Annotated in this window: 24 protein-coding genes; 9 read left to right on the forward strand and 15 right to left on the reverse strand. The window is 75.1% G+C overall.

Annotation, left to right across the window (positions count from 1 at the left end; all coding sequences use genetic code 11):
* Nucleotides 1-54: 54 nt before the first annotated feature.
* The gene (locus ACTWP5_RS24525; protein ID WP_443223264.1) at nucleotides 55-798 is read right to left on the reverse strand and encodes a DsbA family protein; all 744 of its coding nucleotides are present in this window, start codon (nucleotides 796-798) and stop codon (nucleotides 55-57) included.
* A gap of 146 nt (nucleotides 799-944) precedes the next feature.
* Here ACTWP5_RS24525 and ACTWP5_RS24530 point away from each other — a divergent pair, with 146 nt between their 5' ends.
* From ACTWP5_RS24530 to ACTWP5_RS24545, 4 genes are all read left to right on the forward strand, one after another.
* On the forward strand, nucleotides 945-2,393 hold the full coding sequence (locus ACTWP5_RS24530; protein ID WP_443223289.1) for a hypothetical protein: 1,449 nt from the start codon (nucleotides 945-947) through the stop codon (nucleotides 2,391-2,393).
* Between the two features lie 164 nt (nucleotides 2,394-2,557).
* Nucleotides 2,558-3,886, forward strand: coding sequence for a hypothetical protein (locus ACTWP5_RS24535; RefSeq protein ID WP_443223265.1), 1,329 nt, complete (start codon nucleotides 2,558-2,560; stop codon nucleotides 3,884-3,886).
* Nucleotides 3,880-5,061, forward strand: a complete 1,182-nt coding sequence (locus ACTWP5_RS24540; RefSeq protein WP_443223266.1) for a molybdopterin-dependent oxidoreductase — start codon at nucleotides 3,880-3,882, stop codon at nucleotides 5,059-5,061. Before ACTWP5_RS24535 ends, ACTWP5_RS24540 begins: the two co-directional genes overlap by 7 nt.
* 20 nt (nucleotides 5,062-5,081) lie before the next feature.
* Nucleotides 5,082-5,585, forward strand: a complete 504-nt coding sequence (locus tag ACTWP5_RS24545; protein WP_443223267.1) for a hypothetical protein — start codon at nucleotides 5,082-5,084, stop codon at nucleotides 5,583-5,585.
* A 155-nt stretch (nucleotides 5,586-5,740) separates the two neighbouring features.
* Here ACTWP5_RS24545 and ACTWP5_RS24550 read toward each other — a convergent pair whose 3' ends face one another.
* Genes ACTWP5_RS24550 through ACTWP5_RS24560 form a run of 3 tightly spaced genes read right to left on the reverse strand, consistent with a single transcriptional unit; the run spans nucleotide 5,741 to nucleotide 7,868 of the window.
* Complete coding sequence (locus ACTWP5_RS24550) at nucleotides 5,741-6,541, reverse strand: methyltransferase domain-containing protein (RefSeq protein ID WP_443223268.1); 801 nt, start codon at nucleotides 6,539-6,541, stop codon at nucleotides 5,741-5,743.
* Nucleotides 6,538-7,197, reverse strand: coding sequence for a TIGR04282 family arsenosugar biosynthesis glycosyltransferase (locus tag ACTWP5_RS24555; RefSeq protein WP_443223269.1), 660 nt, complete (start codon nucleotides 7,195-7,197; stop codon nucleotides 6,538-6,540). The genes ACTWP5_RS24550 and ACTWP5_RS24555 overlap by 4 nt, the downstream gene beginning before the upstream one ends.
* Nucleotides 7,194-7,868: a glycosyltransferase family 2 protein gene (locus ACTWP5_RS24560; protein ID WP_443223270.1), complete on the reverse strand. Its 675-nt coding sequence runs from the start codon at nucleotides 7,866-7,868 to the stop codon at nucleotides 7,194-7,196. Before ACTWP5_RS24560 ends, ACTWP5_RS24555 begins: the two co-directional genes overlap by 4 nt.
* Nucleotides 7,869-7,992: 124 nt before the next feature.
* Between ACTWP5_RS24560 and ACTWP5_RS24565 the strand changes: the two genes are divergently transcribed.
* Both ACTWP5_RS24565 and ACTWP5_RS24570 read left to right on the forward strand, forming a co-directional pair.
* The gene (locus tag ACTWP5_RS24565; RefSeq protein ID WP_443223271.1) at nucleotides 7,993-8,844 is read left to right on the forward strand and encodes a response regulator transcription factor; all 852 of its coding nucleotides are present in this window, start codon (nucleotides 7,993-7,995) and stop codon (nucleotides 8,842-8,844) included.
* Between the two features lie 6 nt (nucleotides 8,845-8,850).
* On the forward strand, nucleotides 8,851-9,990 hold the full coding sequence (locus tag ACTWP5_RS24570) for a sensor histidine kinase (protein WP_443223272.1): 1,140 nt from the start codon (nucleotides 8,851-8,853) through the stop codon (nucleotides 9,988-9,990).
* A 241-nt stretch (nucleotides 9,991-10,231) separates the two neighbouring features.
* Here ACTWP5_RS24570 and ACTWP5_RS24575 read toward each other — a convergent pair whose 3' ends face one another.
* The 11 genes from ACTWP5_RS24575 to hisI form a co-directional block, all read right to left on the reverse strand.
* Complete coding sequence (locus ACTWP5_RS24575) at nucleotides 10,232-11,287, reverse strand: NAD-dependent epimerase/dehydratase family protein (protein ID WP_443223273.1); 1,056 nt, start codon at nucleotides 11,285-11,287, stop codon at nucleotides 10,232-10,234.
* 156 nt (nucleotides 11,288-11,443) lie between these two features.
* The gene (locus ACTWP5_RS24580) at nucleotides 11,444-12,697 is read right to left on the reverse strand and encodes a DUF1266 domain-containing protein (protein ID WP_443223274.1); all 1,254 of its coding nucleotides are present in this window, start codon (nucleotides 12,695-12,697) and stop codon (nucleotides 11,444-11,446) included.
* Between the two features lie 131 nt (nucleotides 12,698-12,828).
* Nucleotides 12,829-13,647 carry a tryptophan synthase subunit alpha gene (trpA, locus tag ACTWP5_RS24585; RefSeq protein ID WP_443223275.1) on the reverse strand — a complete coding sequence of 273 codons (819 nt, stop codon included), beginning with the start codon at nucleotides 13,645-13,647 and terminating at the stop codon, nucleotides 12,829-12,831.
* Nucleotides 13,644-14,966 (reverse strand): tryptophan synthase subunit beta, encoded by a 1,323-nt coding sequence (gene trpB / locus ACTWP5_RS24590; RefSeq protein ID WP_443223276.1) that lies wholly within the window; start codon nucleotides 14,964-14,966, stop codon nucleotides 13,644-13,646. Before trpB ends, trpA begins: the two co-directional genes overlap by 4 nt.
* A gap of 108 nt (nucleotides 14,967-15,074) precedes the next feature.
* Nucleotides 15,075-15,317 (reverse strand): tryptophan biosynthesis modulator TrpM, encoded by a 243-nt coding sequence (trpM, locus tag ACTWP5_RS24595; protein ID WP_443223277.1) that lies wholly within the window; start codon nucleotides 15,315-15,317, stop codon nucleotides 15,075-15,077.
* Between the two features lie 5 nt (nucleotides 15,318-15,322).
* Entirely contained in the window at nucleotides 15,323-16,129 is an 807-nt protein-coding gene (gene trpC / locus ACTWP5_RS24600) for an indole-3-glycerol phosphate synthase TrpC (protein WP_443223278.1), read from the reverse strand.
* Nucleotides 16,130-16,266: 137 nt separating this feature from the next.
* Entirely contained in the window at nucleotides 16,267-16,734 is a 468-nt protein-coding gene (locus ACTWP5_RS24605) for a DUF2752 domain-containing protein (RefSeq protein ID WP_443223279.1), read from the reverse strand.
* Between the two features lie 39 nt (nucleotides 16,735-16,773).
* Entirely contained in the window at nucleotides 16,774-17,100 is a 327-nt protein-coding gene (locus ACTWP5_RS24610; protein WP_443223280.1) for an HGxxPAAW family protein, read from the reverse strand.
* A 166-nt stretch (nucleotides 17,101-17,266) separates the two neighbouring features.
* The gene (locus ACTWP5_RS24615; RefSeq protein ID WP_443223281.1) at nucleotides 17,267-17,959 is read right to left on the reverse strand and encodes a TIGR02234 family membrane protein; all 693 of its coding nucleotides are present in this window, start codon (nucleotides 17,957-17,959) and stop codon (nucleotides 17,267-17,269) included.
* Entirely contained in the window at nucleotides 17,956-19,470 is a 1,515-nt protein-coding gene (locus ACTWP5_RS24620; RefSeq protein ID WP_443223290.1) for an anthranilate synthase component I, read from the reverse strand. The genes ACTWP5_RS24615 and ACTWP5_RS24620 overlap by 4 nt, the downstream gene beginning before the upstream one ends.
* A gap of 65 nt (nucleotides 19,471-19,535) precedes the next feature.
* Complete coding sequence (gene hisI, locus ACTWP5_RS24625) at nucleotides 19,536-19,925, reverse strand: phosphoribosyl-AMP cyclohydrolase (RefSeq protein WP_443223282.1); 390 nt, start codon at nucleotides 19,923-19,925, stop codon at nucleotides 19,536-19,538.
* A gap of 125 nt (nucleotides 19,926-20,050) precedes the next feature.
* On the opposite strand from hisI, the gene ACTWP5_RS24630 reads away from it, so the two are divergent.
* From ACTWP5_RS24630 to ACTWP5_RS24640, 3 genes are all read left to right on the forward strand, one after another.
* Nucleotides 20,051-20,683, forward strand: a complete 633-nt coding sequence (locus tag ACTWP5_RS24630) for a TIGR03085 family metal-binding protein (protein ID WP_443223283.1) — start codon at nucleotides 20,051-20,053, stop codon at nucleotides 20,681-20,683.
* 624 nt (nucleotides 20,684-21,307) lie between these two features.
* Nucleotides 21,308-22,105, forward strand: coding sequence for an ABC transporter ATP-binding protein (locus ACTWP5_RS24635; protein WP_443223291.1), 798 nt, complete (start codon nucleotides 21,308-21,310; stop codon nucleotides 22,103-22,105).
* Between the two features lie 832 nt (nucleotides 22,106-22,937).
* Entirely contained in the window at nucleotides 22,938-24,242 is a 1,305-nt protein-coding gene (locus ACTWP5_RS24640; protein WP_443223284.1) for an ABC transporter substrate-binding protein, read from the forward strand.
* The last annotated feature ends 90 nt before the right edge of the window (nucleotides 24,243-24,332 follow it).

Here is a 24,332-nt window from a genome sequence, read left to right on the forward strand (position 1 = left end):
CTGAATCGTGCCCTGGCGGTGCCCCGACCGTGAGCCCTCGCCGCGCGGGGAGGGTCAGGCGGTGGCCAGCTCCTCCACCTGCTCGCGCAGGCTCTCCGGCGTCAGCGGGTTGTTCGGGTCGCCGTAGACGTTCTCGCCGTTGAGCAGCACGGTCGGGGTCGCGTTGTGCCCCGAGTCGAGGAAGTCGCTGTTGGAACGGGTGACCCACGCGTCGTGCTCGCCCTGGGTGACGCAGTTCCGGAACGTCGGGGTGTCGAGGCCCTCGACCTTGCCGGCGAGGTCGATCAGGCGGTCGGTGTCGGCGAAGGCGTCGTCGCTCTCGGGGGGCTGGTTGGCGAAGAGGACGTCGTGGTACTCGGTGAACGCGTCGGCGTCGCGGGCGCAGGCGGCGGCGTTGGCGGCGGTCGCGGAGCCGCTGCCCCCGAAGTTGCCGTCGATGATGGTGACCAGGTGGTACTCGACCTTCAGCTGTCCCGCGTCGGTCAGCTCGTGGATGGTGTCGCGGAAGCCGTTCTCGAACTGCGCGCAGGCCGGGCAGCGGAAGTCCTCGTAGACGGTGAGGGTCGGCGCCGTCGCCTCGCCGACCGTGATCGGCTTGGCCTCCGCGCCGTTCCCCGCGTCGTCGCCGTTCTGGTTGGCGGCCAGGACTCCGACGCCCGCGGCGAGGCCGAGGGCGAGGACGGCGATCCCGACGACCTTGACGACCCGCATCCGCTGCTCGGCGGCCCGCTCCCGCTCACGCTCCAGCCGCAGCCGCTCGCGGGCGTTGTTCTTTCCCTCGCGGTTCTTCTCGCTCACGCCCGGGGCTAACGAGGCGGGCGGAGCCAGGACACGGGGCCGGTGACCGAACCGACGGATCTGGCGAATCTGACGAACCGGTGACACCGGCCCGGTTGACGCGCTCCGCGACGTCGGCGGCGCCTAGCGTGAGGCGGGTGACGGTCGTGGGTAGGCCCGGCGGGGCGAGGAACGCGCGGGACGCCGGAGAGGCGCGGGCGGCGGCGGGCGGCACGGGAGCCGGCGGGGAGGTGGCGCCGGGCGCCGTGACGGGCGGGCGGCGCGGCGACCTGCTCGCCGCGGCGCTGGCCGTCGTGCTCGTCGTCGCCGCGGCGCTGGTCGGCGCCGCCCTGAAGGACGACGGCCACCGGCTGTTCCTGCCGTTCCCGCCGCTCCACGCCCGGTGGGATCCGCACGTGGGGCCGGGGACGCCGGCCGCGCTGGCGGTGGCGGCGCTGGTGGTCCTCCACGGGCCGGCCGTGGCCCGTCGCCTGTCCTGGCGGTGGCTGCCGCTCGCCGCCACCGGCGCGTCCCTGGCCTGGCTGCTCGCCCTGGCCCTCGTCGACGGCTGGGAACGGGGGCTCGCCACCCGGCTGAGCGTGAAGCAGGAGTACCTGACGGCGATGGACGACATCGGCGGGATCAGGTTCTTCCTGCGCACCTTCACCGACCACATCCCGGCGGACGCGCCGAACCGGTGGCCGGACCACGTCGCGGGGCATCCGCCGGGCGCGACGTTGACGTTCGTCGCGCTGGACCGGATCGGCCTGGAAGGCGGCGCCTGGGCCGGCCTGTTCTGCGTCCTGGCCAGCGCCACCATCACCGCCGCCATCCTCGTCACTCTGCGCGCCCTCACCACCGAGGACACCGCCCGCCGCGCCGCCCCCTTCCTCGTCCTGGCACCCGCCGCCGTCTGGCTGGCCACCTCCGCCGACGGCTACTTCGCCGCCGTCGCCGCCTGGGCCCTGACCCTCCTCACCCTCGCCGCCACCCGCGCTATCCGCCGACCACGCCTCACCGCCCTCACCTCAGGACTCCTCTTCGGACTCCTCCTCCACCTCTCCTACGGCATGATCCTCATCGGCATCATCGCCCTCACCATCCTGCTTCTCACCCGCACCTGGCGCCCTCTCCCCCTCGCCCTCCTCGGCATCACCGCCGTCACCCTCACCTTCACCACCGCCGGCTTCTGGTGGTACGACGGCTACACCACCCTCGTCGACCGCTACCACGCCGGCGCCGCCGGATCGCGGCCGTACGGCTACTTCGTGTGGGCCAACCTCGCCGCCCAGGTCCTGACCGCGGGCCTGGCGACCGTGGCGGCGCTGCGCCGCACCGCGGTGGCACTGCCCGGCGCGGTCCGGGGCGCCCTGGAGCCCGCCCGGCCACGCGCGGACGGTGCCCTGGTGCTGTTGGTGGCGGGGGCGGCCCTCGCGGTGCTCGTCGCCGACCTGTCCGGAATGAGCAAGGCCGAGACCGAACGCATCTGGCTCCCCTTCCTCGTCTGGCTCCTGCCCGCCACCGCCCTCCTCCCCCACCACCACGCCCGCCACTGGCTCGCCGCCCAGGCCGCCCTCGCCCTGACCGTCAACCACCTGTGGCTCACCCGTTGGTGATCGACGGTCAACGGCGGAGGCACGGCGGTGGATCTGACGAAGCCGTGACATCCTCGCGCCGGGCCGGCCCCGGGCCGGGAAGGGCGCCTAGCGTCGACCGGGTGAGCGCTGTGCAGCGAACGACCTCGCACGCGGCAAGGGCGCGCGTGCGCCCCGATCCCCCGGTGAGGGGAGGCCATCGTGCCGAACGCGTCGCCGTGACGGTGGCGGTGGCGGGACTCGTGGCCGCCGCCGTCGCGGGAGTGACGGTCTACGACCGGTGGGACGACCTCTGGCTCGGCTTCCCGCCGATCCTGGCGCGGTGGGATCCGCACGTGGGGCCGGGGACGCCGGCCGCGCTGGCGGTGGCGGCGCTGGTGGTCCTCCACGGGCCGGCCGTGGCCCGTCGCCTGTCCTGGCGGTGGCTGCCGCTCGCCGCCACCGGCGCGTCCCTGGCCTGGCTGCTCGCCCTGGCCCTCGTCGACGGCTGGGAACGGGGGCTCGCCACCCGGCTGAGCGTGAAGCAGGAGTACCTGACGGCGATGGACGACATCGGCGGGATCAGGTTCTTCCTGCGCACCTTCACCGACCACATCCCGGCGGACGCGCCGAACCGGTGGCCGGACCACGTCGCGGGGCATCCGCCGGGCGCGACGTTGACGTTCGTCGCGCTGGACCGGATCGGCCTGGAAGGCGGCGCCTGGGCCGGCCTGTTCTGCGTCCTGGCCAGCGCCACCATCACCGCCGCCATCCTCGTCACTCTGCGCGCCCTCACCACCGAGGACACCGCCCGCCGCGCCGCCCCCTTCCTCGTCCTGGCACCCGCCGCCGTCTGGCTGGCCACCTCCGCCGACGGCTACTTCGCCGCCGTCGCCGCCTGGGCCCTGACCCTCCTCACCCTCGCCGCCACCCACACCACCCGCCGACCACGCCTCGCCGCCCTCACCGCCCTCGCCTCAGGGCTCCTCTTCGGCCTCCTCCTCCACCTCTCCTACGGCATGATCCTCATCGGCATCATCGCCCTCACCATCCTGCTTCTCACCCGCACCTGGCGCCCCGTCCCCCTCGCCCTCCTCGGCATCACCGCCGTCACCCTCGCCTTCACCACCGCCGGCTTCTGGTGGTACGACGGCTACACCACCCTCGTCGACCGCTATTACGCCGGCGCCGCCGGCTTCCGCCCCTACAGCTACTTCGTCTGGGCCAACCTCGCCGTGCAGACGCTGACGGCCGGACTCGCCACGGCGGCGGGCATGGGGCGGGTCGCCGTGGGGCTGCGCGCCGCGCCGACGCGTACGCCGCTGGTATGGCTGGTGGTGGCCGCGGCGACCGCCATGCTTCTCGCGGACCTGTCCGGCATGAGCAAGGCCGAGACCGAGCGCATCTGGCTCCCCTTCCTCGTCTGGCTCCTGCCCGCCGCCGCGCTCCTCCCCCACCACCACGCCCGCCACTGGCTCGCCGCCCAGGCCGCCCTCGCCCTGACCGTCAACCATCTCTGGAGCACACAGTGGTGACGCGCACGAGAGCTCTCCCCAGGCCGCCGAGGTTCCGCGGTCGTCTGCACGATCCGCGCACGGCGACGGTGATCGGCCGCTGGCTGGGCGCGGGGGTCGCGGTGTGCTTCCTGACGGGCCTGGTCAGCCACGGCCTCCAGACCCCGCCCGGCTGGCTCGCGCCGCACCTTCCGACCCGGCCGGTGTGGGGCTACCGGGTCACCCAGGGGCTGCACGTGGCGACCGGGCTGGCGCTGGTGCCGTTGCTGTTGGCCAAGCTGTGGACGGTCTACCCGCGGCTCTTCGTCTGGCCGCCGGTCCGGTCGCCGGCGCACGCGGCCGAGCGCCTGTCGATCACGGTGCTGGTCTCCGCCGCCCTGCTGGAGGTCTGCCTGGGGATGACGAACATCACGCAGTGGTACCCGTGGCCGTTCTCGTTCCGGACCGTCCACTGGGCGCTGGCGTGGGTCATGGTCGGGGCGCTGCTGGTGCACGTGGTGGTCAAGGCCCCGGTCATCGCCGCTCACTGGCGAGCCGCGCGCCCGGCCCGCGCGGCCGGCACGGCCGGCGCCGCTGACGCCGACGACGTGGATCCGGACGCCGGGGACCGCCGCGCGCTGCTGCTGGGCGTGGGCGCCGCGGTGGCGACCGTCACCGCCGTGACGGTGGGCCAGACGGTGACGCCGCTGCGCCCGCTCACGCTGCTCGCGCCGCGCCATCCCGACCACCACCAACAGGGCCTGCCGGTCAACCGCACGGCCGCCGAGGCCGGTGTCACCGGCACCGACGCGACGGCGGACGGCTGGCGACTCCGGGTGGTCGGCCCGCGGGGCACCCTCACCCTCTCCCTGGCCGAGGTGGGCGCGCTGCCGCAGCACACGGCGCGCCTGCCGATCGCCTGCGTGGAGGGGTGGAGCGCCACGGCGGACTGGGGCGGGGTCCGCGTCGCGGACCTGCTGGCACGGGTCGGGGCGCCGGAGGACGCGACGGTGCGGGTGGTGTCGTTGCAGCGGCGCGGCGCGTTCTCGGTGATGGAGATGCCGCCGCCGTACGCCCGGGATCCGCTGACGCTGCTGGCCCTGCGGCTGGGTGGTGAGGCGCTCTCGCCCGACCACGGGTTCCCGGCGCGGATCATCGCGCCGAACCGGCCGGGGGTGTGGCAGACGAAGTGGGTCAGCCGGATCGAGACGCTGTGACGCGCGGGGACGGAGGCGCTGTGACGCGCGGGGACGGAGGCGCTGCGAGGACGGCGCCGCGGCTGCGGCTCGTGCTCGGTCTCGCCGGCCTGGCGCTGATGGGCGTCGGCGCCTGGGTACTGCTCGTCGACGCGGCCTCGCGGACCCCCGGCCAGGTGGCCGTGTGGCTGGCGGGCGCCCTCGTCGTGCACGACGCCGTGCTGGTGCCGCTGGTGCTGCTGGTCGGCGTGGCCCTGCGGCGGCTGCCGTACCGCCGCGTCCGCCACGTGGTGCGCGGCGGGCTGCTGGTGGCGGGCTGCGTCACGCTCCTCGCGCTGCCGCCGCTGCTGCGTCCCGGCACGCCGCGCAACGAGACCGAGCTGCCGCTGGACTACCCACGCAACCTGCTGCTCGTGCTGGCGGCGGTGGCCGTGGTCACGGCGCTCGCGGTGGCGTGGGCGTGGTGGGCCGGCCGTGGAGGGCGGGCGGGGCGTGCCGCCACGCCCGGGAGCGGGGAGGAGCCCCGTGGGCGTGTGCCCGGCTGAGCGCTGAGGGCTGGGCCGGGGCGCACGCCGCGCGGGGTGCCCGCCGAGGGCGGCTGAAAACGGGTGGCGGGCGGGGTGGCGGGCGGCCGCGTGCGGACCCGCACGCGGGTCGGCACGCGGGTCGGCACGCGAGTCGGCTGGCGAGGCGCGGCGCGTCAGCCGGCGGCGCGCAGCGCCAGGAACGGCCGGTCGTCGACGGTCCATCGCCCGACGGTGGACCAGCCGCACCGCTCGGCGGCGGCGCGGAGGGCCTCCTGGCCGAGCCGGGCCCAGGGAAACGCGGGGCCGCTCGGTCCCGTGCCGTCGTCGAGGCGGACCTCGAAGCGTTCGTCCACGTCCCCGTCGGTCGCGTCCGCCTCGGCCAGCAGCAGGCCGCCCGGCACGGTGAGCCGGCGGACCCGGCGCAGCAACGCCACCGGATCGCCGCCGATGCCGATGTTGCCGTCCATGAGCAGGACGCTGCCCCACCAGCCCTCCCCCGGCAGCTCCTGGAAGACGGAGCGGAGCAGCGCGGCGCCGCCGGCCCGGCGGGTGTGGGCGACGGCGGCGGGCGCCGTGTCGACACCGAGCGCGGGACGGCGCACGCGCGCCAGGGCGGTGACCATGCGGCCGGGGCCGCAGCCGACGTCGAGGACACTGCCCACGCAGCGACCCAGCACGGTCCGGTCGGCGGCGTCAGGGCGCGCGCACCAGCGCACCACGTCCAGCGGCAGGCGGCGGCCGTCGGTGAGACGGCGCAGGAAGAGCGGGCCGGCGCGGCGGTCGAGCGCGGCGGCGTAGGGGTCGGAGGCCCAGGCCGACGGAGACGGGCGGGCGACCTGGTCCTCGGTGGCGTCATGGGCGCCCGCGGTGTCGGTGGCGCCCGCGGTGTCGGTGGCGCCCGTGGTGTCGGTGGCGCCGAGGGCCCCGCGGGCGAGGGCGTCGAGGCCGTGGAGCCCGGACGTGGTGACCGTCATCGTGGCACGGCCTCCCACAGCCGCGCGTGCAGCGTGGCGAAGCGCCCGTCGGCCGGTGCCAGTCGCGCCACCTCGGCGGCGTCGGCTCCCGTGTCCACGTCCCGCAGCCGTGGCAGTTCCGCGACGGCGAGGCCGGCGTCGACCAGCCTTCGCCGCTGCCGCGCCCCGGTGTGCGGCGTGGACATCGGCACCCCCCGCACGAGGCCCGGATCGGGCTCGGCCAGGCCCAGCGCCCAGAAGCCGCCGTCCGCCGCCGGCCCGAACCAGGCGCGGCCCGGCGCCCAGCTCCCGAGCGCGGTGGCGGGAGCCAGCAGTTCGGGGGTGAGCTGCGGGGTGTCCATCCCCACCAGCAGCGCCGGCCCCTCGCAGCAGGCGAACGCCGCGGCGATGCGTTCGTCCAGCCCTCCCGTGACCTGTGGCACGACGTCGTACCCGTCCGGCAGCCAGGGTCCGGGCTCGCCGTCCAGCGCCAGCACGCGCCGCCGCCCCGGCACCCGCAGCAGGGCGTGGAGCGTGTCGGCGAGCGCCGCCTCGGCGAGCCGGGCGGCCTGGAACGGGGTGAACGGCGGGGTCAGGCGCGTCTTGACCCGGCCGGGCACCGGCTCCTTGGCGATGACCAGGAGGGTGGTGGGGCCCGTGGGCGGAGCTCCGCTCACCGCAGCACCGCCCGCATGTCGTGGACGGCCTGCCAGGTGCCGCGCCAGGTGCCGGTCACCTTGGAGCGTCCGGTGCGCGGTCGGTAGGCGACCTCGGTCTCCTCGATGCGCCAGCCGGCGTCGGCGGCCCGCACCACCATCTGGAGCGGGTACCCGCTGCGCCGGTCGGTGAGCGCCAGCGCCAGCAGCGACGCGCGGCGCGCCACGCGCATGGGGCCGAGGTCGCGGAGGCGGACCCCGGTCCTGCGCCGCGTCATCCGCGACAGCGCGCGGTTGCCGAGGCGGGCGTGCAACGGCCATGCGCCGCGCTCGGTGGGCCGTCGCCTGGCCAGCACCAGGTCGGCGTCGCCGCGGCTCACCGGCGCGGCGACGCGGGGCAGCTCGCGGGGGTCGAGGGAGGCGTCGCAGTCGCAGAACGCGACGAGGTCGGCCGTGGCGGCCAGCAGCCCGGCGTGGCAGGCGGCGCCGAAGCCGCGTCGGGGCTCGTGGACGACGTGGGCGCCGAGCCGCAGGGCGAGTTCGGCGGAGCCGTCGGTGGAGCCGTTGTCCACCACGATCGGACGCCAGCCGTCGGGGACACGGTCCAGCACCCAGGGCAGGGCCTCGGCCTCGTTGAGACAGGGCAACACGAGGTCGCCCGGCGTCGGTTGAGCGTGTCGGGATGTGGTCACCCCCCAACCCTACGAGGACAATACAGACAAACCATGACACTCGCTTCTTACGAAACCCTGACGTCACGCCACGGGTTCGCCGCCGGCCCACCCGGAGCCGGGCACGCGGTGTGAGACTCGGGCCATGAAGCGGATCCTCGTCGTGGACGACGACCCCACCGTCACCGAGGTGGTGGCGGGCTATCTCGGCCGGGCCGGCTTCGCCGTGGACCGCGCCGCCGACGGCCCCGGCGCCCTCGCCCAGGCGGCGGCCCGGCCACCCGACCTCGTCGTGCTCGACCTCATGCTGCCGGGCCTCGACGGCCTCCAGGTCTGTCGCCGGCTGCGGGAGGCGGGGCCCGTGCCGGTGGTGATGCTGACCGCGCGGGGCGACGAGGAGGACCGCATCCTCGGGCTCGAACTGGGCGCCGACGACTACGTGACCAAGCCGTTCAGCCCGAGGGAACTCGTGCTGCGGGTCAGCTCCGTGCTGCGCAGGGCCGGTGGCTCCGGGGCGCCGGCCGACGGCGCGCCGCCGGGGGCGACGCTGCGCGGGGGCGGCATCACCCTCGACCCGGCGGCACGCACCGCCGACGATCGGCGGGGACCGCTGCGGCTGACGCTGCGTGAGTTCGACCTGCTGGCCCACTTCCTGCGCCACCCCGGGACGGCCTTCACCCGGGAGGAGCTGATGGCGCGGGTCTGGGGCTGGGAGTTCGGCGACCTGTCCACCGTGACCGTGCACGTGCGTCGGCTGCGGCACAAGGTCGAGGCGGACCCGGCACGGCCCCGGCTGATCACCACGGTGTGGGGGGTGGGCTACCGCTTCGACGGGGATCCGGCCCCGGGGCCTCAGGGGCCGCCGCCCGCCGAGCCGGGCGGTCACGTCGGCGCTCCTGGCGACGTCAGCGCTCCCGGTGACGTCGGCGCTCGCGGCCGGGGCGCGGGGGGCGACGCCGGCCCGGAGGCCGCCGGGCGCCCCGGTGACGGGAGGTGAGGCGCCATGGGATGGGAGCAGTTGCTCGGTGATCTGCCGCTGATCGCCGCCTACGCCGCGGCCGGCGCGGCCGTCGCGGGAACGGCCGGCGGCCTCGTGCTGGCGGCCGTGCGCCGCCGCTCGGTCGCGGTGTCGCTGACCGTGCTCCTCGCGGTGACGGTCGCCGCGATGCTGGCCGGCACGCTCTCGGTGGCCTGGGCGATGTTCATCTCCGCCCACGACCTGGCCGTCGTCGTCACCGTCACGCTCGTGGGGGCGCTGGCCGCCACCGCCACGGCGCTGCTGCTCGGGCGCTGGGTCATCGGAGCCCACCGGGAGCTGGAGCGCTCCGCCCGCGAGCTGGGCGAACGGGCCGACGCCGGCAGCGGCTTCACCGCCCCCGCGGGCCCGATGCCCGCCGAACTCGCCTCCCTGGCCCGACAGCTGGCCGACACCAGCCGGCGGCTGGCCGTCTCCCGGGAGCGGGAGCGGGCGCTGGAGTCCTCCCGCCGCGAACTGGTCGCGTGGATCTCCCACGACCTGCGCTCCCCGCTCGCCGGGCTGCGCGCGATGGCGGAGGCGCTGGAGGACGGCATCGCGGAGGATCCCGACCGCTACCACCGGCAGATCCGCGCCGAGGTGGAGCGGCTGTCCAGCATGGTGGGCGACCTGTTCGAACTCTCCCGCATCCAGGCCGGGTCGCTGGCGCTGGCGCCGACCCGCATGTCGGTCTACGACCTGGTCAGCGACGTCATCACCGGCGTCGACCCGCTGGCGAGGGAGCGCGGGGTGCGGCTGGCGGACGACGGCGTGGAGCCGGTGCCGGTCCGGGTGGACGGCAAGGAGATGAGCAGGGTCCTGGCCAACCTGCTGGTCAACGCCATCCGCCACACCCCGGCCGACGGCACGGTGGCCGTGTCCGCCCGCCGCGAGGTCGACTCGGTGGTGCTGTCGGTGACCGACGGCTGCGGCGGCATACCCGAGCGGGACCTGCCCCGCGTCTTCGACACCGGATGGCGTGGCACGAACGCGCGCACACCCCCGGCCGGCGCCGGCCTCGGGCTGGCGATCGTCCGGGGCATCGTCGAGGCCCACGCGGGGCGCACGGGAGTGCACAACGTGCCCGGCGGCTGCCGGTTCGAGGTGATCCTGCCGGCCGCGGGCTGACGGCCACGCCGTCGCACCGGGCCGGGGAACGGCCTCCTGGGGCCGGGCGTCTCCTCCTCCGTCGCGTGGCACGGGGGCACCCGGCAGGGGGAGACGCGAGGCAGCCCGGCGGGCCGGCGGCCCGGTGGGCCGGTGGGCCGGCGAGCGACGACCACGCGGCCGGGGACGACGCCCGGAGCCCGCCAGGTCCGGGGCAGGCGAGGTCGCAGGGCGTCGCGGGCCCGGGGTCGCGGGACGGCCCTCAGCGAGAGGCGGGCGCCCGCAGGGGAGCCGTGGCGAAGCGGGACATGCCCTCGGTGAAGCCGACGCGCGGGCGCCAGCCCAACTCCTCGCGGAGCCGCCGCGAGGACGCCGTGATGTGGCGGACGTCGCCCAGCCGGTACCCGCCGGTGACGCGCGGCGCCGGGCCGCCGAACGCGTTGGCCAGCTCCGTGGCCATCTCTCCGACGGTGTGCGGCTCCCCGCTGCCGGCGTTGTACGCCCGCAGCGTGCCGGCCGCCGCACCCTGGTCGGCCGCGAGGGCGGCCAGCGCCACCACGTTGGCCTCGGCGACGTCCTCGACGTGGACGAAGTCGCGCCGCTGTCCGCCGTCCTCGTAGACGGTGGGCGGCTCGCCGCGCTCCAACGCGGAGCGGAAGAACGAGGCGACGCCGGCGTACGGGGTGTCGCGCGGCATGCGGTCGCCGTACACGTTGTGGTACCGCAGGCTGACCACCCGGCCACCGGTGGCGCGGGCCCAGGCCGCCGCCAGGTGTTCCTGGGCGAGCTTGGTGGTGGCGTAGACGTTGCGCGGGTCGCTCGGGTCGTCCTCGGTGACCTCGCCCGGGACCAGCGACTCCCCGCAGGAGGGGCACCTCGGTTCGAACGCTCCGGCCGCGAGCCACTCCGGCGCGCGCGGGCCCGGCCGCACCCGGCCGTGGGCGGGGCAGTCGTAGCGGCCCTCGCCGTAGACCACCATCGACCCGGCCAGCGCGAGACGGCCCACGCCTGCCTCGGCCATGCCGGCCAGCAGGCGGGCGGTGCCGAGGTCGTTGGTCGCGACGTAGTCGGGGGCGTCGGCGAAGTCCCTGCCGAGACCGACCATGGCGGCCTGGTGGCAGACGGCGTCCACGCCGACCAGGGCGGTGGCGACGGTCTCCGCGTCGCGGACGTCGCCCTGGATCCAGGCCGCCTCGGGCGGCGTCTCCGGCCGCGTCGGCAGCAGGTCGAGGACGACGGGCTCGTCGCCGGCGGCGAGCAGGGCTTCCACGATGTGCGAGCCGACGAATCCGGCTCCTCCGGTGACCAGTACGCGCATGGCCCCCACGCTAGGCCGCGTCGGCGGGCCGGGGTGGCACGCCGGGCCGGGACGTCAGCGTTCCGTAAGACCTGGATCCCGCTCGGCTCGTCCCCGGCTCCCCGGCTCCCCGGCTCCCCGGCTCGTCCCCGGCTCCCCAGCCGCCGACGCCGGCCGTCACACCTGCCAGGGAACGCTCAGCCAGGGGCTCTCCGGATCGGTGGTGAGGGTGCGGTGCACCGCCAGCGTGTCCGTGTACGACGCGCCGAACTCCTCGCCGTCGAAGTGCAGGCAGCGGCCCAGCACGAAGCCGGCGGCGAACTCGCCCCAGGAGCCGTACGCCCGGCGGGCGGCCTCGCCGGCGCGGAGCAACGCCTCCTCGGCCTCCGGCAGCTCGGCCAGCCGGGCGGTCAGCCCCCAGCGCGCCAGGCACGAGGCACGGCCGAGGTCCCAGGCCTGGACCGAGCGGACCCAGTCGTCGCCCAGCAGCAGGCCGTCGGCGCGGAAACGGGCCTCGTAGCGCAGGATCCTGCCGATCAGGTCCTGCACGAGGGCGATGTCGGCGTCGAGGTCGAACTCCGGCGGCCTGCGCGTCGCGTCCACCAGCTCGGCGGTGCGGGCCAGCAGTACCCGCTCGGCGGTCTCCCGCCACCGCGCGGCGCCCGGCGGCCGGCCCTGCTCGCGGACCAGCGCCTGCCGGACGCGGAGCGCGAACTCCCACACCGGCGTGGACATCTCGCCCCGCAGCAGCCGCTGCACGGTGGCGACCCACTCCTCCCGTGTCGTGATCTCCCACCAGCGGCGCAGGTTGGCGCGCTGCTCCGTGTAGCCGCCGCCGCACCAGCCGGGGTCGTTCCAGGGGACGCCGTGGTTGACCAGGATGAGGGCCCCGCAGGCCATGCCGTGGGCGAGGGCGTCGTGGCGGTGGCCGCTCCAGAGGGTCTTCAGCCGCGGCTCGGCCGGGGCCCGCTTCGCCGCCCGGCGCCAGCGCCTCGCGTCGGCGGGCAGGAAGGTCTCCACGGGCGTGCCGGGGTTGACGGCCAGCCAGCGGACGCCGCCCGGCCAGTTCCTGGCCAGGGTGGACAGCTCGCACCACTGGAAGACGCGGTCGCCGGCCGGCTGCGGCACCAGGCCGCGGGTGAAGACGGCCAGCGACAGGCCGGGGAAGCGCTCGTCGCGGTACGGGGTGAGGCGGACGCCGCCGGGCAGCGCGTCGGCCAGCTCGCGGGAGTGCGGCAGGAAGAGGTCGGTGGCGGCCAGCACCGTGAAGTACCCGTTCCAGTCCTCGCGCATGCCCGCGTCGTACAGGCTCCGCTCGACGGCGCTCGGCGGCTCCCAGGGCGGGTCCGCCGGCTGCTGCTCACTGCCGGGCGCTCCCGGCTGGGTCTCCTCCCCCTGTGGGTCCCCGGGCGCGTCCCCCTGTGTCCACATGAGCCCCGACTGTACCCGTCCCCGTGGCCCGCCCGCCCCGTCGGCGGGCCAACAGGGCTGGTCGGGCCGCCACCACGGCCTCGGGGCGGGGCCGTGGTGGCGGGTGGGGGCGGCGGGGTACGCGGGGCGCCTCAGACGGCGCCGCGCACGCCCCGTGCCAGGTCGGCGGCGAGCTCGCGCAGGGCCCGCACGCCGGCCTCCTCGTCCTGGCCGTGGTCCAGCAGCCGCTTGACGAAGGCCGAGCCGACGATCACGCCGTCGGCGTACCCGGCGACCTCCGCGGCCTGCGCGGCGTCCGACACCCCGAGCCCGACGCAGACCGGCAGCTCCGTGGTGGCGCGGGTGCGGCGCACCAGCGCCTCCGCGTCGCGGCTGACCGCCGCACGGGTGCCCGTCACGCCCATCAGCGAGGCGGCGTAGACGAAGCCGCTGCCGGCGGCGGTGATCGTGGCCAGCCGGTCGTCCCGGCTGCTGGGCGCCACGACGAAGACGGTGGCCAGGCCGTGGGCCGCCGCCGCCTTCCGCCAGACCTCGGACTCCTCCACGGGCAGGTCGGGCAGGATGCAGCCGGCGCCGCCCGCCTCGGCGAGCTCGGCGGCGAACCGCTCGGGGCCGTAGCGGTCCACCGGGTTCCAGTACGTCATGCACAGCGCCGGAACGCCGGTGGCGGCGTGCGCCTCACGGATCGTGCGCATCACGTCGGCGATGCGCACGCCGCCGCGGAGCGCGATGTCGTCGGCGGTCTGGATGACGGGGCCGTCCAGCACGGGATCGCTGTGGGGCAGGCCGATCTCCAGGACGTCGCAGCCCGCCTCGGCCAGGGCGACGGCCGCGCGGATGCCGCCGTCGACGCTGGGGAAGCCGGCGGGGAAGTAGCCGATGAGGGCCGCCCGGCCCTCGGCGCGGGTCGCCGCCAGCGTGGCGTCGAGCGCCTCAACGGTGCCGCTCACGCGTCCTCCCCGGTCTCGTCGTGTCCGCTGCCGTTCGTGGTGCCGTGCGTGGTGCCGTGCGACGGGTCGCCCGTGCCGTCGCCTCGGCCGTCGTAGAGCCCGAAGTACCGGGCGGCGGTGTCCATGTCCTTGTCACCGCGCCCCGAGAGGTTGACGACGAGCAGGCCCTCGGGGCCCAGCTCGCGGCCGAGCTCCATCGCGCCCGCGAGGGCGTGGGCGGACTCGATGGCCGGGATGATGCCCTCGGTGCGGGAGAGCAGCCGCAGCGCGTTCATCGCCTCCTCGTCGGTGACGGGCCGGTACTCGGCGCGCCCGCTGTCCTTCAGGTGGGCGTGCTCCGGGCCGATGCCCGGGTAGTCCAGGCCGGCGGAGATGGAGTACGGCTCGGTGATCTGGCCCTCCTCGTCCTGCAGGACGTAGGAGCGGGAGCCGTGCAGAATGCCCGGCTCGCCCGCGGTGAGGGTGGCGGCGTGCTCGCCCGAGGCCACGCCGTGGCCGGCCGCCTCGCAGCCCACCAGCCGCACGCCCGTGTCGGGGACGAAGGGGTGGAACAGACCCAGCGCGTTGGAGCCGCCGCCCACGCAGGCGACGACCGCGTCCGGCAGCCGGCCGGCGCGGTCCAGGATCTGCGCCCTGGCCTCCACGCCGATCACCCGGTGCAGGTCGCGCACCAGGGCGGGGAACGGGTGGGGTCCCGCGGCCGTGCCGAAGAGGTAGTGGGTGCGGTCGACGTTGGCGACCCAGTCGCGGAACGCCTCGTTGATGGCGTCCTTCAGGGTGCGGCTGCCGGAGGACACGGGGATCACCTCGGCACCCAGCATCCGCATGCGGGCGACGTTCAGCGCCTGGCGGCGGGTGTCGACCTCCCCCATGTAGATCGTGCACTCCAGGCCGAAGAGGGCGCAGGCCGTGGCGGTGGCCACGCCGTGCTGGCCGGCGCCGGTCTCGGCGATGACGCGGGTCTTGCCCATGCGCCGGGTCAGCAGCGCCTGCCCCAGCACGTTGTTGATCTTGTGGGAGCCGGTGTGGTTGAGGTCCTCCCGCTTGAGGAAGACGCGCGCGCCGCCGGCGTGCTCGGCGAAGCGCCGCACCTCCGTCAGCGGGCTGGGGCGGCCGCTGTAGTGCACCAGCAGCTCGTCCAGCTCGGCGGCGAAGGCGGGGTCGCCCTTCGCCTTCTCGTACTCGGCGGCGACCTCCTCCACCGCGGCCCTGAGGGCCTCGGGGATGAACGTGCCGCCGAAGGCGCCGAAGTATCCTCCGGCGTCCGGGAACGACCCCTCGGGGTCGGGGTGGAAGAAGTGGTCGGGTTCGGGTGGCATGCGTGGTTCCTTCGGACATCGGCGCGGCGTCGACCAGCGGTCGGACGCGGCGAGGACGGGCGGAGGCCGAGGGCTGTCCCGCGATCCCTGACGGATCAGGGACAGCCTTCAGAGGGAAACGGTCCTGGACGTTCCCCGACGCCATCGGCGCCCGTTGACCTGGCCCGGCTCGCAGCCGATGTGGTACCGCACGCGCCGTCCGAGGACGCGCCGGGCGGGCGCCCGGCAGCCCCGCGGGCGGGCGCCGCGGACGAGGCACGCGAAGCAGCCGGGGGCGGCGGCCGGCGCCGGCCGCACGGGACACGCCCGGCGACCGCGACCCGGCTGCTGGCCCACCCGGCGTCCCCGCATCGTCCTCAGCGCCCCTGCCGCAGCGCCGGGTGCGCGCCGGCCGCGACGAGGTCGGCGACCGCCGCGCGCGGGTCGCGGCCGGTCACCAGCGACTCGCCCACCAGCACGGCGTCGGCGCCGTCGTTGGCGTACGCGATCAGGTCGTGCGGCCCGCGCACGCCGGACTCGGCGACCCTCACGACGTGGTCGGGGATGGTGGGGGCGACCCGCGCGAACGTCGAGCGGTCGACCTCCAGCGTCTTCAGGTTCCTCGCGTTGACCCCGATGATCCTGGCGCCGGCGTCGACGGCCCGCGCCACCTCCTCCTCGTCGTGGACCTCCACGAGCGGGGTGAGCCCGATCGACTCGGCCCGCTCCACCAGCGAGACCAGGGCCGGCTGGTCGAGTGCCGCCACGATCAGCAGCACCAGGTCCGCGCCGTGCGCGCGGGCCTCCCACAGCTGGTACGAGGTGACGACGAAGTCCTTGCGCAACACCGGCAGGTCGACGCGGGCGCGCACCGCCGCGAGGTCGGCGAGCGACCCTCCGAAGCGGCGCGACTCGGTCAGGACGGAGATCGCGGCGGCGCCACCCGCCTCGTAGTCGGCCGCCAGCCCGGCCGGGTCGGCGATCGCGGCGAGCGCGCCCTTCGACGGGCTGGACCGCTTGACCTCGCAGATGACGGTGACGCTGTCGCCCTTCAGGGCGGCCAGCCCGTCACGGGCCTGTGGGGCCCGCGCCACGGACTCCTTGAGCTCGTCGAGGCTGACCCGTGCCTGCCGCTCGGCCAGGTCGTCACGGACTCCGTCGATGATCTCGTCGAGCACACTCACGCGAGCGGCCCCTTTCGGTGTCGGTGGATCGGTCGGTGCAGGTCGGAAGCGGTGATGGGGAGCGACCTGGCGACGGATCGAACACCTCGATGGTATCGGGCGGCGGGCACCGCCTCCGCCATCCGTCCGACTCGTGGTCAGGGGGCCAGGGCCGCACCCAGGGGCAGGTTCCTGACCAGGGTGAACGAGGCCGTGGCCGCCAGCAGCAGCGCGGGCACGAGGCGCGGGACGCCGCGGGAGCGGCCCGCTCCCCCCGGTCGCGGGGACCGGCTCGGGGACGATCCCGCGCGGTGCGCCGACGCGCGCGCCGACCAGCGCGCCGTCCACGGCCGGGCGAGCCAGGCCAGCAGGGCGGCGGCCAGCAGCGCGAAGCCCGCCACGGCCAACGCGTTGGCGTCGAGCGCCGCCACCGGATCGCCGTGTGCCAGCGCGTGCGCGCTGCGCAGACCGCCACAGCCGGGGCAGTGCAGCCCGGTGAGGCTCGCGACGGGACAGGGTGGGTACGCGCCGGGCTCGTTCGGATCGACCGCGCCGACCACGGCGAAGGCCGCCACCACCGCCGCCAGGGCGGTCAGCGGGGCGGCCACCCCGGGTCTCGCGCGCACCCGCCCAGCGTCTCCGGCCGGGCGGGCACCCGCAATCGCTCAGCCGCCGACCGTGGCCGACTGGGGCTCGGCCCGCCCGCCGGAGATGATCTCGGTCGTGGTCTCCGTCGTCGTCGCGGCCCCGGCCTCGGCCTCGGTCCCGGCCCTCGTGGCGAGCGGCGCGCCCGCCGGCGCCTGGCCCAGACCCATCGACCGCATGACCAGGCCGATGACCACGCCCAGACCCGCGATCACGGCACCGCCCGCCACGCCGAGGGGCTCGGCCATCACCGTGAAGGCGCTGCCGACACAGAAGCCGATCATGATGATGATGACGCCGGTCCAGGCGGCCGGGGAGTTTCCGTGGTGGTAGTGCTTGCCCGCCATGCGTGCTCCTTCTGGGAACTTCCGGTACGTCTCTCAGACGTCCGCGACCATTCTGTCAGGCCCCTCCGACAGCCCTCAGGCGCCCTTTCGCCCCGTCAACGGCCCCCCACCGGGCCCCACACCGGGCCCTCGCGGCGTCCTCACGCGGGAGGACGTGGCGAACGTCTCAGGTGGGATCCTCGCCACGGTCCAGCGCCCGCCACAGGTCCTCGGGCCGGTCGGGGTCCACGGCCCCGGGGCCGCCGCGGGCGCCACCGCGCCCGCCGGCGGACGCGGAACCCGGCTCCCCGCCCCGCGCCGCGCCCCGGCCCGAGCGCTCGTACCGCCCGGACATCGCGGGCCAGTGCCGCCCGTGGCTCAACGACAGCAGCCCGGCGCAGAGCAGCAGCAGCCCGCCGAGCGCGGAGACCCACGGCCAGCCCGTGTGGCTGACGCTGGTGACGGCGGACTCCGCCAGGCCGGTGGTCTCCGCCGCGCTCGCCTCCAACGCGTCCACGTCGCCCGAGCCGAGGAGCGCGGCGACCACCGCCCCGGCGCCGCTGAGCGCCAGCACCGAGGCGACCACCATCCGGCCCGCCCGCCGCACCGCGAAGACCGCCACGAGGGACGCGAGGCCGACCAAGGCCAACGCGCTGGGAAGCCCGGAGACGGCGCCGCCGCTGGCGGTCACCGGCAGCTGCGCGCCGCCCACCGCCGCCTCGGCCTCGCCCCAGGTCTGCCCCGCCGCGACCAGGACCGTCGCCGCCCCCGCGGCGCCACACAGCAGCGCCAGCGCGAGCGCACGGCGCGAGGCACGGTGGCCGCTCGCTCCGGCGTCGTCGGAGCCCGCCGCGGGCGGCTCGGAGGGGTCAGAAGTCACGCGCCAACGCTACCGCGCAGTTCCTCCGCCGCCGCCACCGCCCTCAGCACGGCCGCCGCCTTGTTGCGGCACTCGACGTCCTCCGCGACCGGGTCGGAGTCGGCCACCACGCCGGCACCGGCCTGGACGTACGCCGTGCCGTCCCGCAGCAGCGCGGTGCGGATGGCGATCGCGGTGTCCGCGTCGCCCGCGAAGTCCAGGTATCCGACGCACCCGCCGTACAGGCCGCGCCGCGTCGGCTCCAGCTCCTCGATGATCTGCATCGCGCGGGGCTTGGGCGCTCCGGAGAGCGTGCCGGCGGGGAAGCAGGCCGTGAGCGCGTCGAACGCGGTCTGCCCGGCGGCCAGGCGCCCGGTGACGGTCGAGACGATGTGCATCACGTGGCTGTAGCGCTCCACCGACATGAAGTCGACCACCTCGACCGTGCCGGGCTCGCAGACCCGCCCCAGGTCGTTGCGACCGAGGTCGACCAGCATGAGGTGCTCGGCGCGCTCCTTCGGGTCGGCCAGCAGTTCCTGGCCGAGCGCCGCGTCCTCGGCCGGGGTGGCGCCGCGCGGCCTGGTGCCGGCGATGGGGTGGAGCAGGGCGCGGCCGTCCTCGACCTTCACCAGCGCCTCGGGGCTGGAACCGACGACGTCGAAGCCGTCGAGGCGCAGCAGGTACATGTACGGGCTGGGGTTGGTGGCCCGCAGCACCCGGTAGACGTCGAGGGCGCTGGCCGCGCAGGGCGCCTCGAAACGCTGCGAGGGCACCACCTGGAAGGCGTCGCCGGCGCGGATGTACTCCTTCACGGTCTCGACCGCCCGCTGGTAGACCGCCCCGCCCGAGCGGGCCGTGTACGACGGCAGCCCGGGAGCGGGCAGCGGGCAGGCCTGGGCGGGCACCGGCCGGGCCAGGTCGGCGGTCATGGCGTCGAGCCGGGCCACGGCGTCGGCGTAGGCCCGCTCGACGGCGGCGTCGGGGTCGTGCCGCTCCTCGCCCGCGGGCGGGTGGAACCCCCAGGCGTTCGCTATCAGCAGCACCGTGCCGTCGCGGTGGTCCAGGACGGCGAGGTCGGAGGCGAGCAGCATCGTCAGCTCGGGCAGCCGCAGGTCGTCGCGGGCGCTGTCGCCGATCGACTCCAGGCGCCGCACCACGTCGTACCCGAGGTACCCGACCATGCCGCCGGTGAACGGCGGGAGCCGGGGGTCGCGCGGGGTGTGGAGCACCCGGAGCGTCTCGCGCAGCACGCGCAGCGGGTCGCCCTCGGTGGGGACGGCGGCGGGCGGGTCTCCCAGCCAGTGCGCCCGGCCGTCGCGGACCGTCAGCGTCGCGGCGCTGCGGACGCCGACGAAGGAGTACCGCGACCAGGTTCTGCCGTTCTCGGCGGACTCCAGCAGGAAGGTGCCGGGGCGCTCGGCGGCCAGCTTGCGGTAGAGGCCGACGGGGGTGTCGCCGTCGGCCAGCAGCCGCCGGGTGACCGGGATGACGCGGCGGTCCCGGGCCAGCACACGGAAACGGTCGAGGCTCATGGTGTCGGCCGGATCGGTCGCGTCGGCCTCGACAGGCGCGGCGGTCGTCGTCATGCCGCCGGAGCCTACCGCTCTCCCAGGGGCAGACGGCCGGCGTCGAAGCAGGTGCGGTCCCCGGTGTGGCAGGCCGCGCCGACCTGGTCGACCCTGACCAGCACGGTGTCGCCGTCGCAGTCGAGCGCGACGGACTTCACGAGCTGGACGTGCCCCGAGGTGTCGCCCTTCGCCCAGTACTCCTGTCGGCTGCGGCTGAAGTACGTGCAGCGCCCGGTGGTGAGCGTGCGGCGCAGCGCCTCGTCGTCCATCCAGCCGAGCATGAGCACCTCGCCGGTGTCGTACTGCTGGGCGATGGCGGCGACCAGGCCGTCCGCGTTCCGCTTGAGGCGGGCGGCGATGGCCGGGTCGAGCGCGGGCGGCGGGGCGGTGTCGGGGGGAGCGGGGACCTCGGAGGACATGGGTCCATTCTGCCGCTCCCGCCGCGCCCGCCGCCGCCGTCCCACCACACCTCCCTCACCCGACACGGCCGGCGGAAGGGACGATCCGGGCGCGTCGGGCGCCTCCAGGCCGTAGGGTGGAGGACATGTCGACCCATGCGAAGCGTGAACGTCTGCTGTTCGCCGACCTGTTGGAGAGCGCGGGACCGCAGGCCCCCACCCTCTGCGACGGGTGGACGACCCGCGACCTGGCCGCGCACGTCGTGGTGCGCGAGCGCCGCGCGGACGCGGCGGCGGGCATCGTGATCAAGTCGTTGGCCGCGCGGGCGGAGCGCGTCAACGCCGAGTTCGCGGCGCGGCCGTACGAGGAGCTGGTGCAGCTCGTTCGGACGGGACCGCCCCGGATGTCGCCGTTCTCGCTGAAGCCGATCGACGAGGCGGCCAACACCGTGGAGTTCTTCATCCACGCGGAGGACGTCCGCCGGGCGCGGCCCGACTGGTCGCCGCGGGAGCTCGACCCCGTCTTCGCCGACGCGCTGTGGAAGCGGCTGGAGAGCTCGGCACGGATCATGGGCCGTCGCAGCCCGTGTGGCCTGGTGCTGCGCCGGCCGAACGGGCAGACCGTCGTGGCGCACAAGGGCACGCCCGTGGTCACGGTGACGGGCGAGCCGGGCGAGCTGCTGTTGTTCGCCTCCGGGCGTCAGCGGGCGGCGCGCGTGGAGGTCGCGGGCGAGGAGGCGGCCGTGGCGAAGGTCCAGGCCGCCAGAATGGGCTTCTGATTCCGCCGGGCTCCCCCGGAGGTTCGCGAGCACCCTCCCTCACGCGCGAGTAAGGCCGGCGGAAAGACGCCGGGTCAGGCGCTGTTGACACATCCCCTCTTCGCTGAAAAACTTTCGGGACGGATAGTAAGCGCTTGCCCCACGTCGCCCTGCTCATCGTGGCGTGGCCATGAATCGATTCACGACGGGTTGGCCTGCCCTCCGTTCTCGCCTGCCCGCCGCCACCGACTGGTCCGGGCGCCCATCGACCCCCAACCTCGGGCGCCCGGACCTCATCCGCCACCCGACGTCGGTCCTCCACCCACGCGGCACCGGCCAGCAGCCGCCCCGCGGACCCGTGGCCGGACACCGCGGACCTCCCGGCGGCCCGACGGTCCTCCGACGCCGTGCGGCTTCCCCCACCGCCCGCGCGGCGTCGTCGACGGTTTCGCCAGCCGGCCGGGCCGGCTCCCCTCGCCCGACAAGCCCGACGGTTGTCCCGCTCCTCCCCGGTGAGTGTCAGGGGCCGCGCCCTGGAGCGCCGACCGCGGGACGGAGGAGCGAGTCAGCCCTGCCATCGAAGCCACAGGACGCCGCCCCCTGAGCCACCAGGGCCCGCGTGTCAGCCCTTAGGCTGCCCGGGTGATGACCTCCGACTCCCCCGTCGTCGCCCTGTCCGGCGTCAGCCTCCGCCGCCTCACCGCGGGCCAGCTCATCCTCGACGCCGTCGACTGGACCGTGCGCGCCGGGGAGCACTGGGCGCTGCTCGGCCCCAACGGGGCCGGCAAGACGTCGATCCTGCGCCTGGTCGGCGCGGTCATCCATCCCACCACCGGCACCGTCGAGGTGCTCGGACACCGCCTCGGGCGCGTCGACATGCGCGAGCTGCGTGCCCGTATCGGGCTGGTCTCCTCCGCCCAGAAGGCACCGCAGGACGCCACCGCGCACACCATCGTCCTGACGGGCGCCACCGGCACGGTGCAGCCGCTGTGGCGCAGGTACGACGCCGCGACGCGCGAGCGCGCCCACGCGCTGCTCGCCGAACTGGGATGCAAGGAGCTCGCCGACCGCCCCTTCGGCGTCTGTTCCGGCGGGCAACGCGCGCGCGTCCTGATCGCCCGCGCCCTCATGCCAGACCCCGCGCTGCTCCTGCTCGACGAGCCGTTCAACGCGCTGGACCTGCCCTCCCGCGAGGACCTCGTCGACGCGCTGCACCACCTGGCCACGAGCCGGCCCGGCCTCGCGACCGTGACGGTCACCCACCACCTGGAGGAGCTGCCGCCGAGCACGGCGCGGGTGATGCTGCTGAGGGAGGGCCGCGTGCTGACCGCCGGGCCGGCGGAGGAGGTGCTGACCGACGCGTCGCTGACGGCGTGCTTCGGCCGTCCCATCTCCGTCACGCGCCACGGGGGCCGTTGGCTCGCGACCTCGGCCACGCGGTAGGCGAGGCTCGGGCGCGGCCCCTCGCGAGGCGGAGGGGAACCCTCGCACCTCGTCGCGCCGCACCGGGTGGGGAGTCCGCGGGCGACCCGAGCCGACAGCCCGGGGGCGCCCCGATCGGAGGCCGGGACGTGCGGACCCGGCGCGAGGGCCCGCGGCTGATGCCGCGGCCCGCGAGGGCGCGCCTGCCAGGCCGCGTGTGCGCCGAGCCTCCCGGCAGCGCGCGCCGCGCCCCGGACCCGGTCCACGCCGCACGGGCCCGCGGGAGGAGAGCTGGCCCGACGGACCGGTGCCGCGCCGGGCCCGGCGGCCACCCGCGACGCCCTCGCGCCGGGCTCCCCCCTCCCCCGCTCCCCCGCGCGCACCGTTCCCACCGCGCTCGCACGGGACCGGGACGTCCTTGGCGGGCGGCTCGCGACATCTCGTCGGCCGCCAACCCTTGACGTACGCGACCCGGCGTTGCAAGACTCCCCGCAATCGCCGCGAAAGCGCTTGCTGTAGCTGATTCGTCCCGGCGTCACGCGGTGACCCGTGATCCGCCGCACCCGTGCCTCCGGACGAGCAGCGAATGAATCGATTCATTCGACACGGGAGCCGCCCACGAAACAGACCGTGACACCACCCCGGCAACCCCGGACTCGCCGATCACCGACCACCCCCGGTGGTGCGCACATGACGGACATGGACGCTCGGACGAGATGGTGACATCAGATCAGAATGGCGTTTCCGAAAAGTTATCGGCCACCTGGTTGCCTCCTCACAACCCGGCGGTATTGTAACGATTCACTTCCCTGAGGAAGTACTTTTAGGCATTGACGGAGCAGGGAGGCTCTTCATGTCACTCAGAAGGTCCGCGACGCGCGGTCTCGCGATAGCCGTCGTCGGCTCGCTGGCCCTTGCCGCCTGTGGTTCGGACGGGGGCGGCGGAGACGATAACGGCAAGGTCACCCTCAACTTCACCTGGTGGGGTGCTGACGAGCGCGCCTCCCGCTACGAGCAGGTGGTCGACCTGTTCGAGGAGCAGCATCCGAATATCACGGTGCAGACCAGTTTCGCGGAATTCCCGGACTACTGGACCCAGCGCAGCACCGACGCCACGGGGGGCGGCCTCCCCGACGTCATGCAGATGGACAACTCCTATATCCAGGAATACGCCAACAACGGCCTCCTCTACGACATGGGACCGCACGTCGGCCAGGAGCTCGACGCCTCGCAGATCGACGAGAACGTCCTGACCGCCGGCGTGGTGAACGACCAGCAGGTCGGAATCCCCGTCTCCACCAACACCCTGGCCATGCTCGTCAACGTCGACCTGTTGGACCAGCTGGGTGTCGAGGTCCCCGACTGGGACTACACCTGGCAGGAGTACAACGACTTCATCAGCGAGGTCACGGCGGCCGGCGCCGACTCCGACCCGCGGGTCTACGGCGCCGGCGACTACACCATCGTCTGGTGGATGTTCGTCCAGTACCTCCTCCAGGAGGGCGTGCAGCCGTTCGCTGAGAACAACGAGTGGAACTTCACCGAGGACCACCTGCACGACTTCCTCGCGCTGGCGGACGGCATCCGCTACGAGGACATGTTCCCCGCGGAGCGCCTCGACCAGCTCGACCCGCTGGGAGCGTTCAACTCCGGTGAGGCTCCCACCGAGTTCACCTGGGACAACTTCCTCGCCGGCTACGGCGCGGAGCTGGAGACGGACAACCTCGAACTGATGCCGGTGCCCACGGGCTCCGACGGCAGCAAGCACATGTTCTTCAAGCCCAGCATGCAGTACTCCATCGGTGCCAACACCGAGCACCCGGAGGAGGCGGCGATGCTCATCGACTTCCTCGTCAACGACACGGAGGCCGGCCAGATCATCGGCACCGACCTCGGCGTTCCCGCCTCCCAGGGCCGTCTGGACGCCCTGGAGGTCGAGCCGGGCAGCTTCGACGAGAAGGTCATCGAGTACGAGCGCCGCGTCGCCGAGGAGGGCTACATGACGGAGGAGACGCCGATCCACGCGCAGGGCTTCGGCGCCGTCGAGAACGAGTACGTCGAGATCATCGGCAACGAGTTCAGCTACGGCACGATCGACGCCGAGGAGTTCGTCTCCCGCGTGTTCGACTCCCTGGAAACCAACATCGTCACCCAGTGACCCGCACCCTCCTCCCCACACGGAACGGAAGCTCCTCGTGACCGACACCATGGAGGCGCGACCGGCCCGGGACCCTCGGAAGTCCACCAC

It is taken from the genome of Streptomyces sp. 4N509B (assembly GCF_052245655.1).
Lineage (GTDB): Bacteria > Actinomycetota > Actinomycetes > Streptomycetales > Streptomycetaceae > Streptomyces.

Excerpts from the sequence above, each read along its gene's own strand:
- ACTWP5_RS24550 (WP_443223268.1), bottom strand. The coding sequence starts at position 6,541 with ATGACGGTCACCACGTCCGGGCTCCACGGCCTCGACGCCCTCGCCCGC.
- ACTWP5_RS24565 (WP_443223271.1), top strand. The coding sequence starts at position 7,993 with ATGAAGCGGATCCTCGTCGTGGACGACGACCCCACCGTCACCGAGGTG.
- ACTWP5_RS24570 (WP_443223272.1), top strand. The coding sequence starts at position 8,851 with ATGGGATGGGAGCAGTTGCTCGGTGATCTGCCGCTGATCGCCGCCTAC.
- ACTWP5_RS24575 (WP_443223273.1), bottom strand. The coding sequence starts at position 11,287 with ATGCGCGTACTGGTCACCGGAGGAGCCGGATTCGTCGGCTCGCACATC.
- ACTWP5_RS24580 (WP_443223274.1), bottom strand. The coding sequence starts at position 12,697 with ATGTGGACACAGGGGGACGCGCCCGGGGACCCACAGGGGGAGGAGACC.
- trpB (WP_443223276.1), bottom strand. The coding sequence starts at position 14,966 with ATGCCACCCGAACCCGACCACTTCTTCCACCCCGACCCCGAGGGGTCG.
- trpM (WP_443223277.1), bottom strand. The coding sequence starts at position 15,317 with ATGCGGGGACGCCGGGTGGGCCAGCAGCCGGGTCGCGGTCGCCGGGCG.
- ACTWP5_RS24610 (WP_443223280.1), bottom strand. The coding sequence starts at position 17,100 with ATGGCGGGCAAGCACTACCACCACGGAAACTCCCCGGCCGCCTGGACC.
- ACTWP5_RS24620 (WP_443223290.1), bottom strand. The coding sequence starts at position 19,470 with ATGAGCCTCGACCGTTTCCGTGTGCTGGCCCGGGACCGCCGCGTCATC.
- hisI (WP_443223282.1), bottom strand. The coding sequence starts at position 19,925 with ATGTCCTCCGAGGTCCCCGCTCCCCCCGACACCGCCCCGCCGCCCGCG.
- ACTWP5_RS24630 (WP_443223283.1), top strand. The coding sequence starts at position 20,051 with ATGTCGACCCATGCGAAGCGTGAACGTCTGCTGTTCGCCGACCTGTTG.
- ACTWP5_RS24635 (WP_443223291.1), top strand. The coding sequence starts at position 21,308 with ATGACCTCCGACTCCCCCGTCGTCGCCCTGTCCGGCGTCAGCCTCCGC.
- ACTWP5_RS24640 (WP_443223284.1), top strand. The coding sequence starts at position 22,938 with ATGTCACTCAGAAGGTCCGCGACGCGCGGTCTCGCGATAGCCGTCGTC.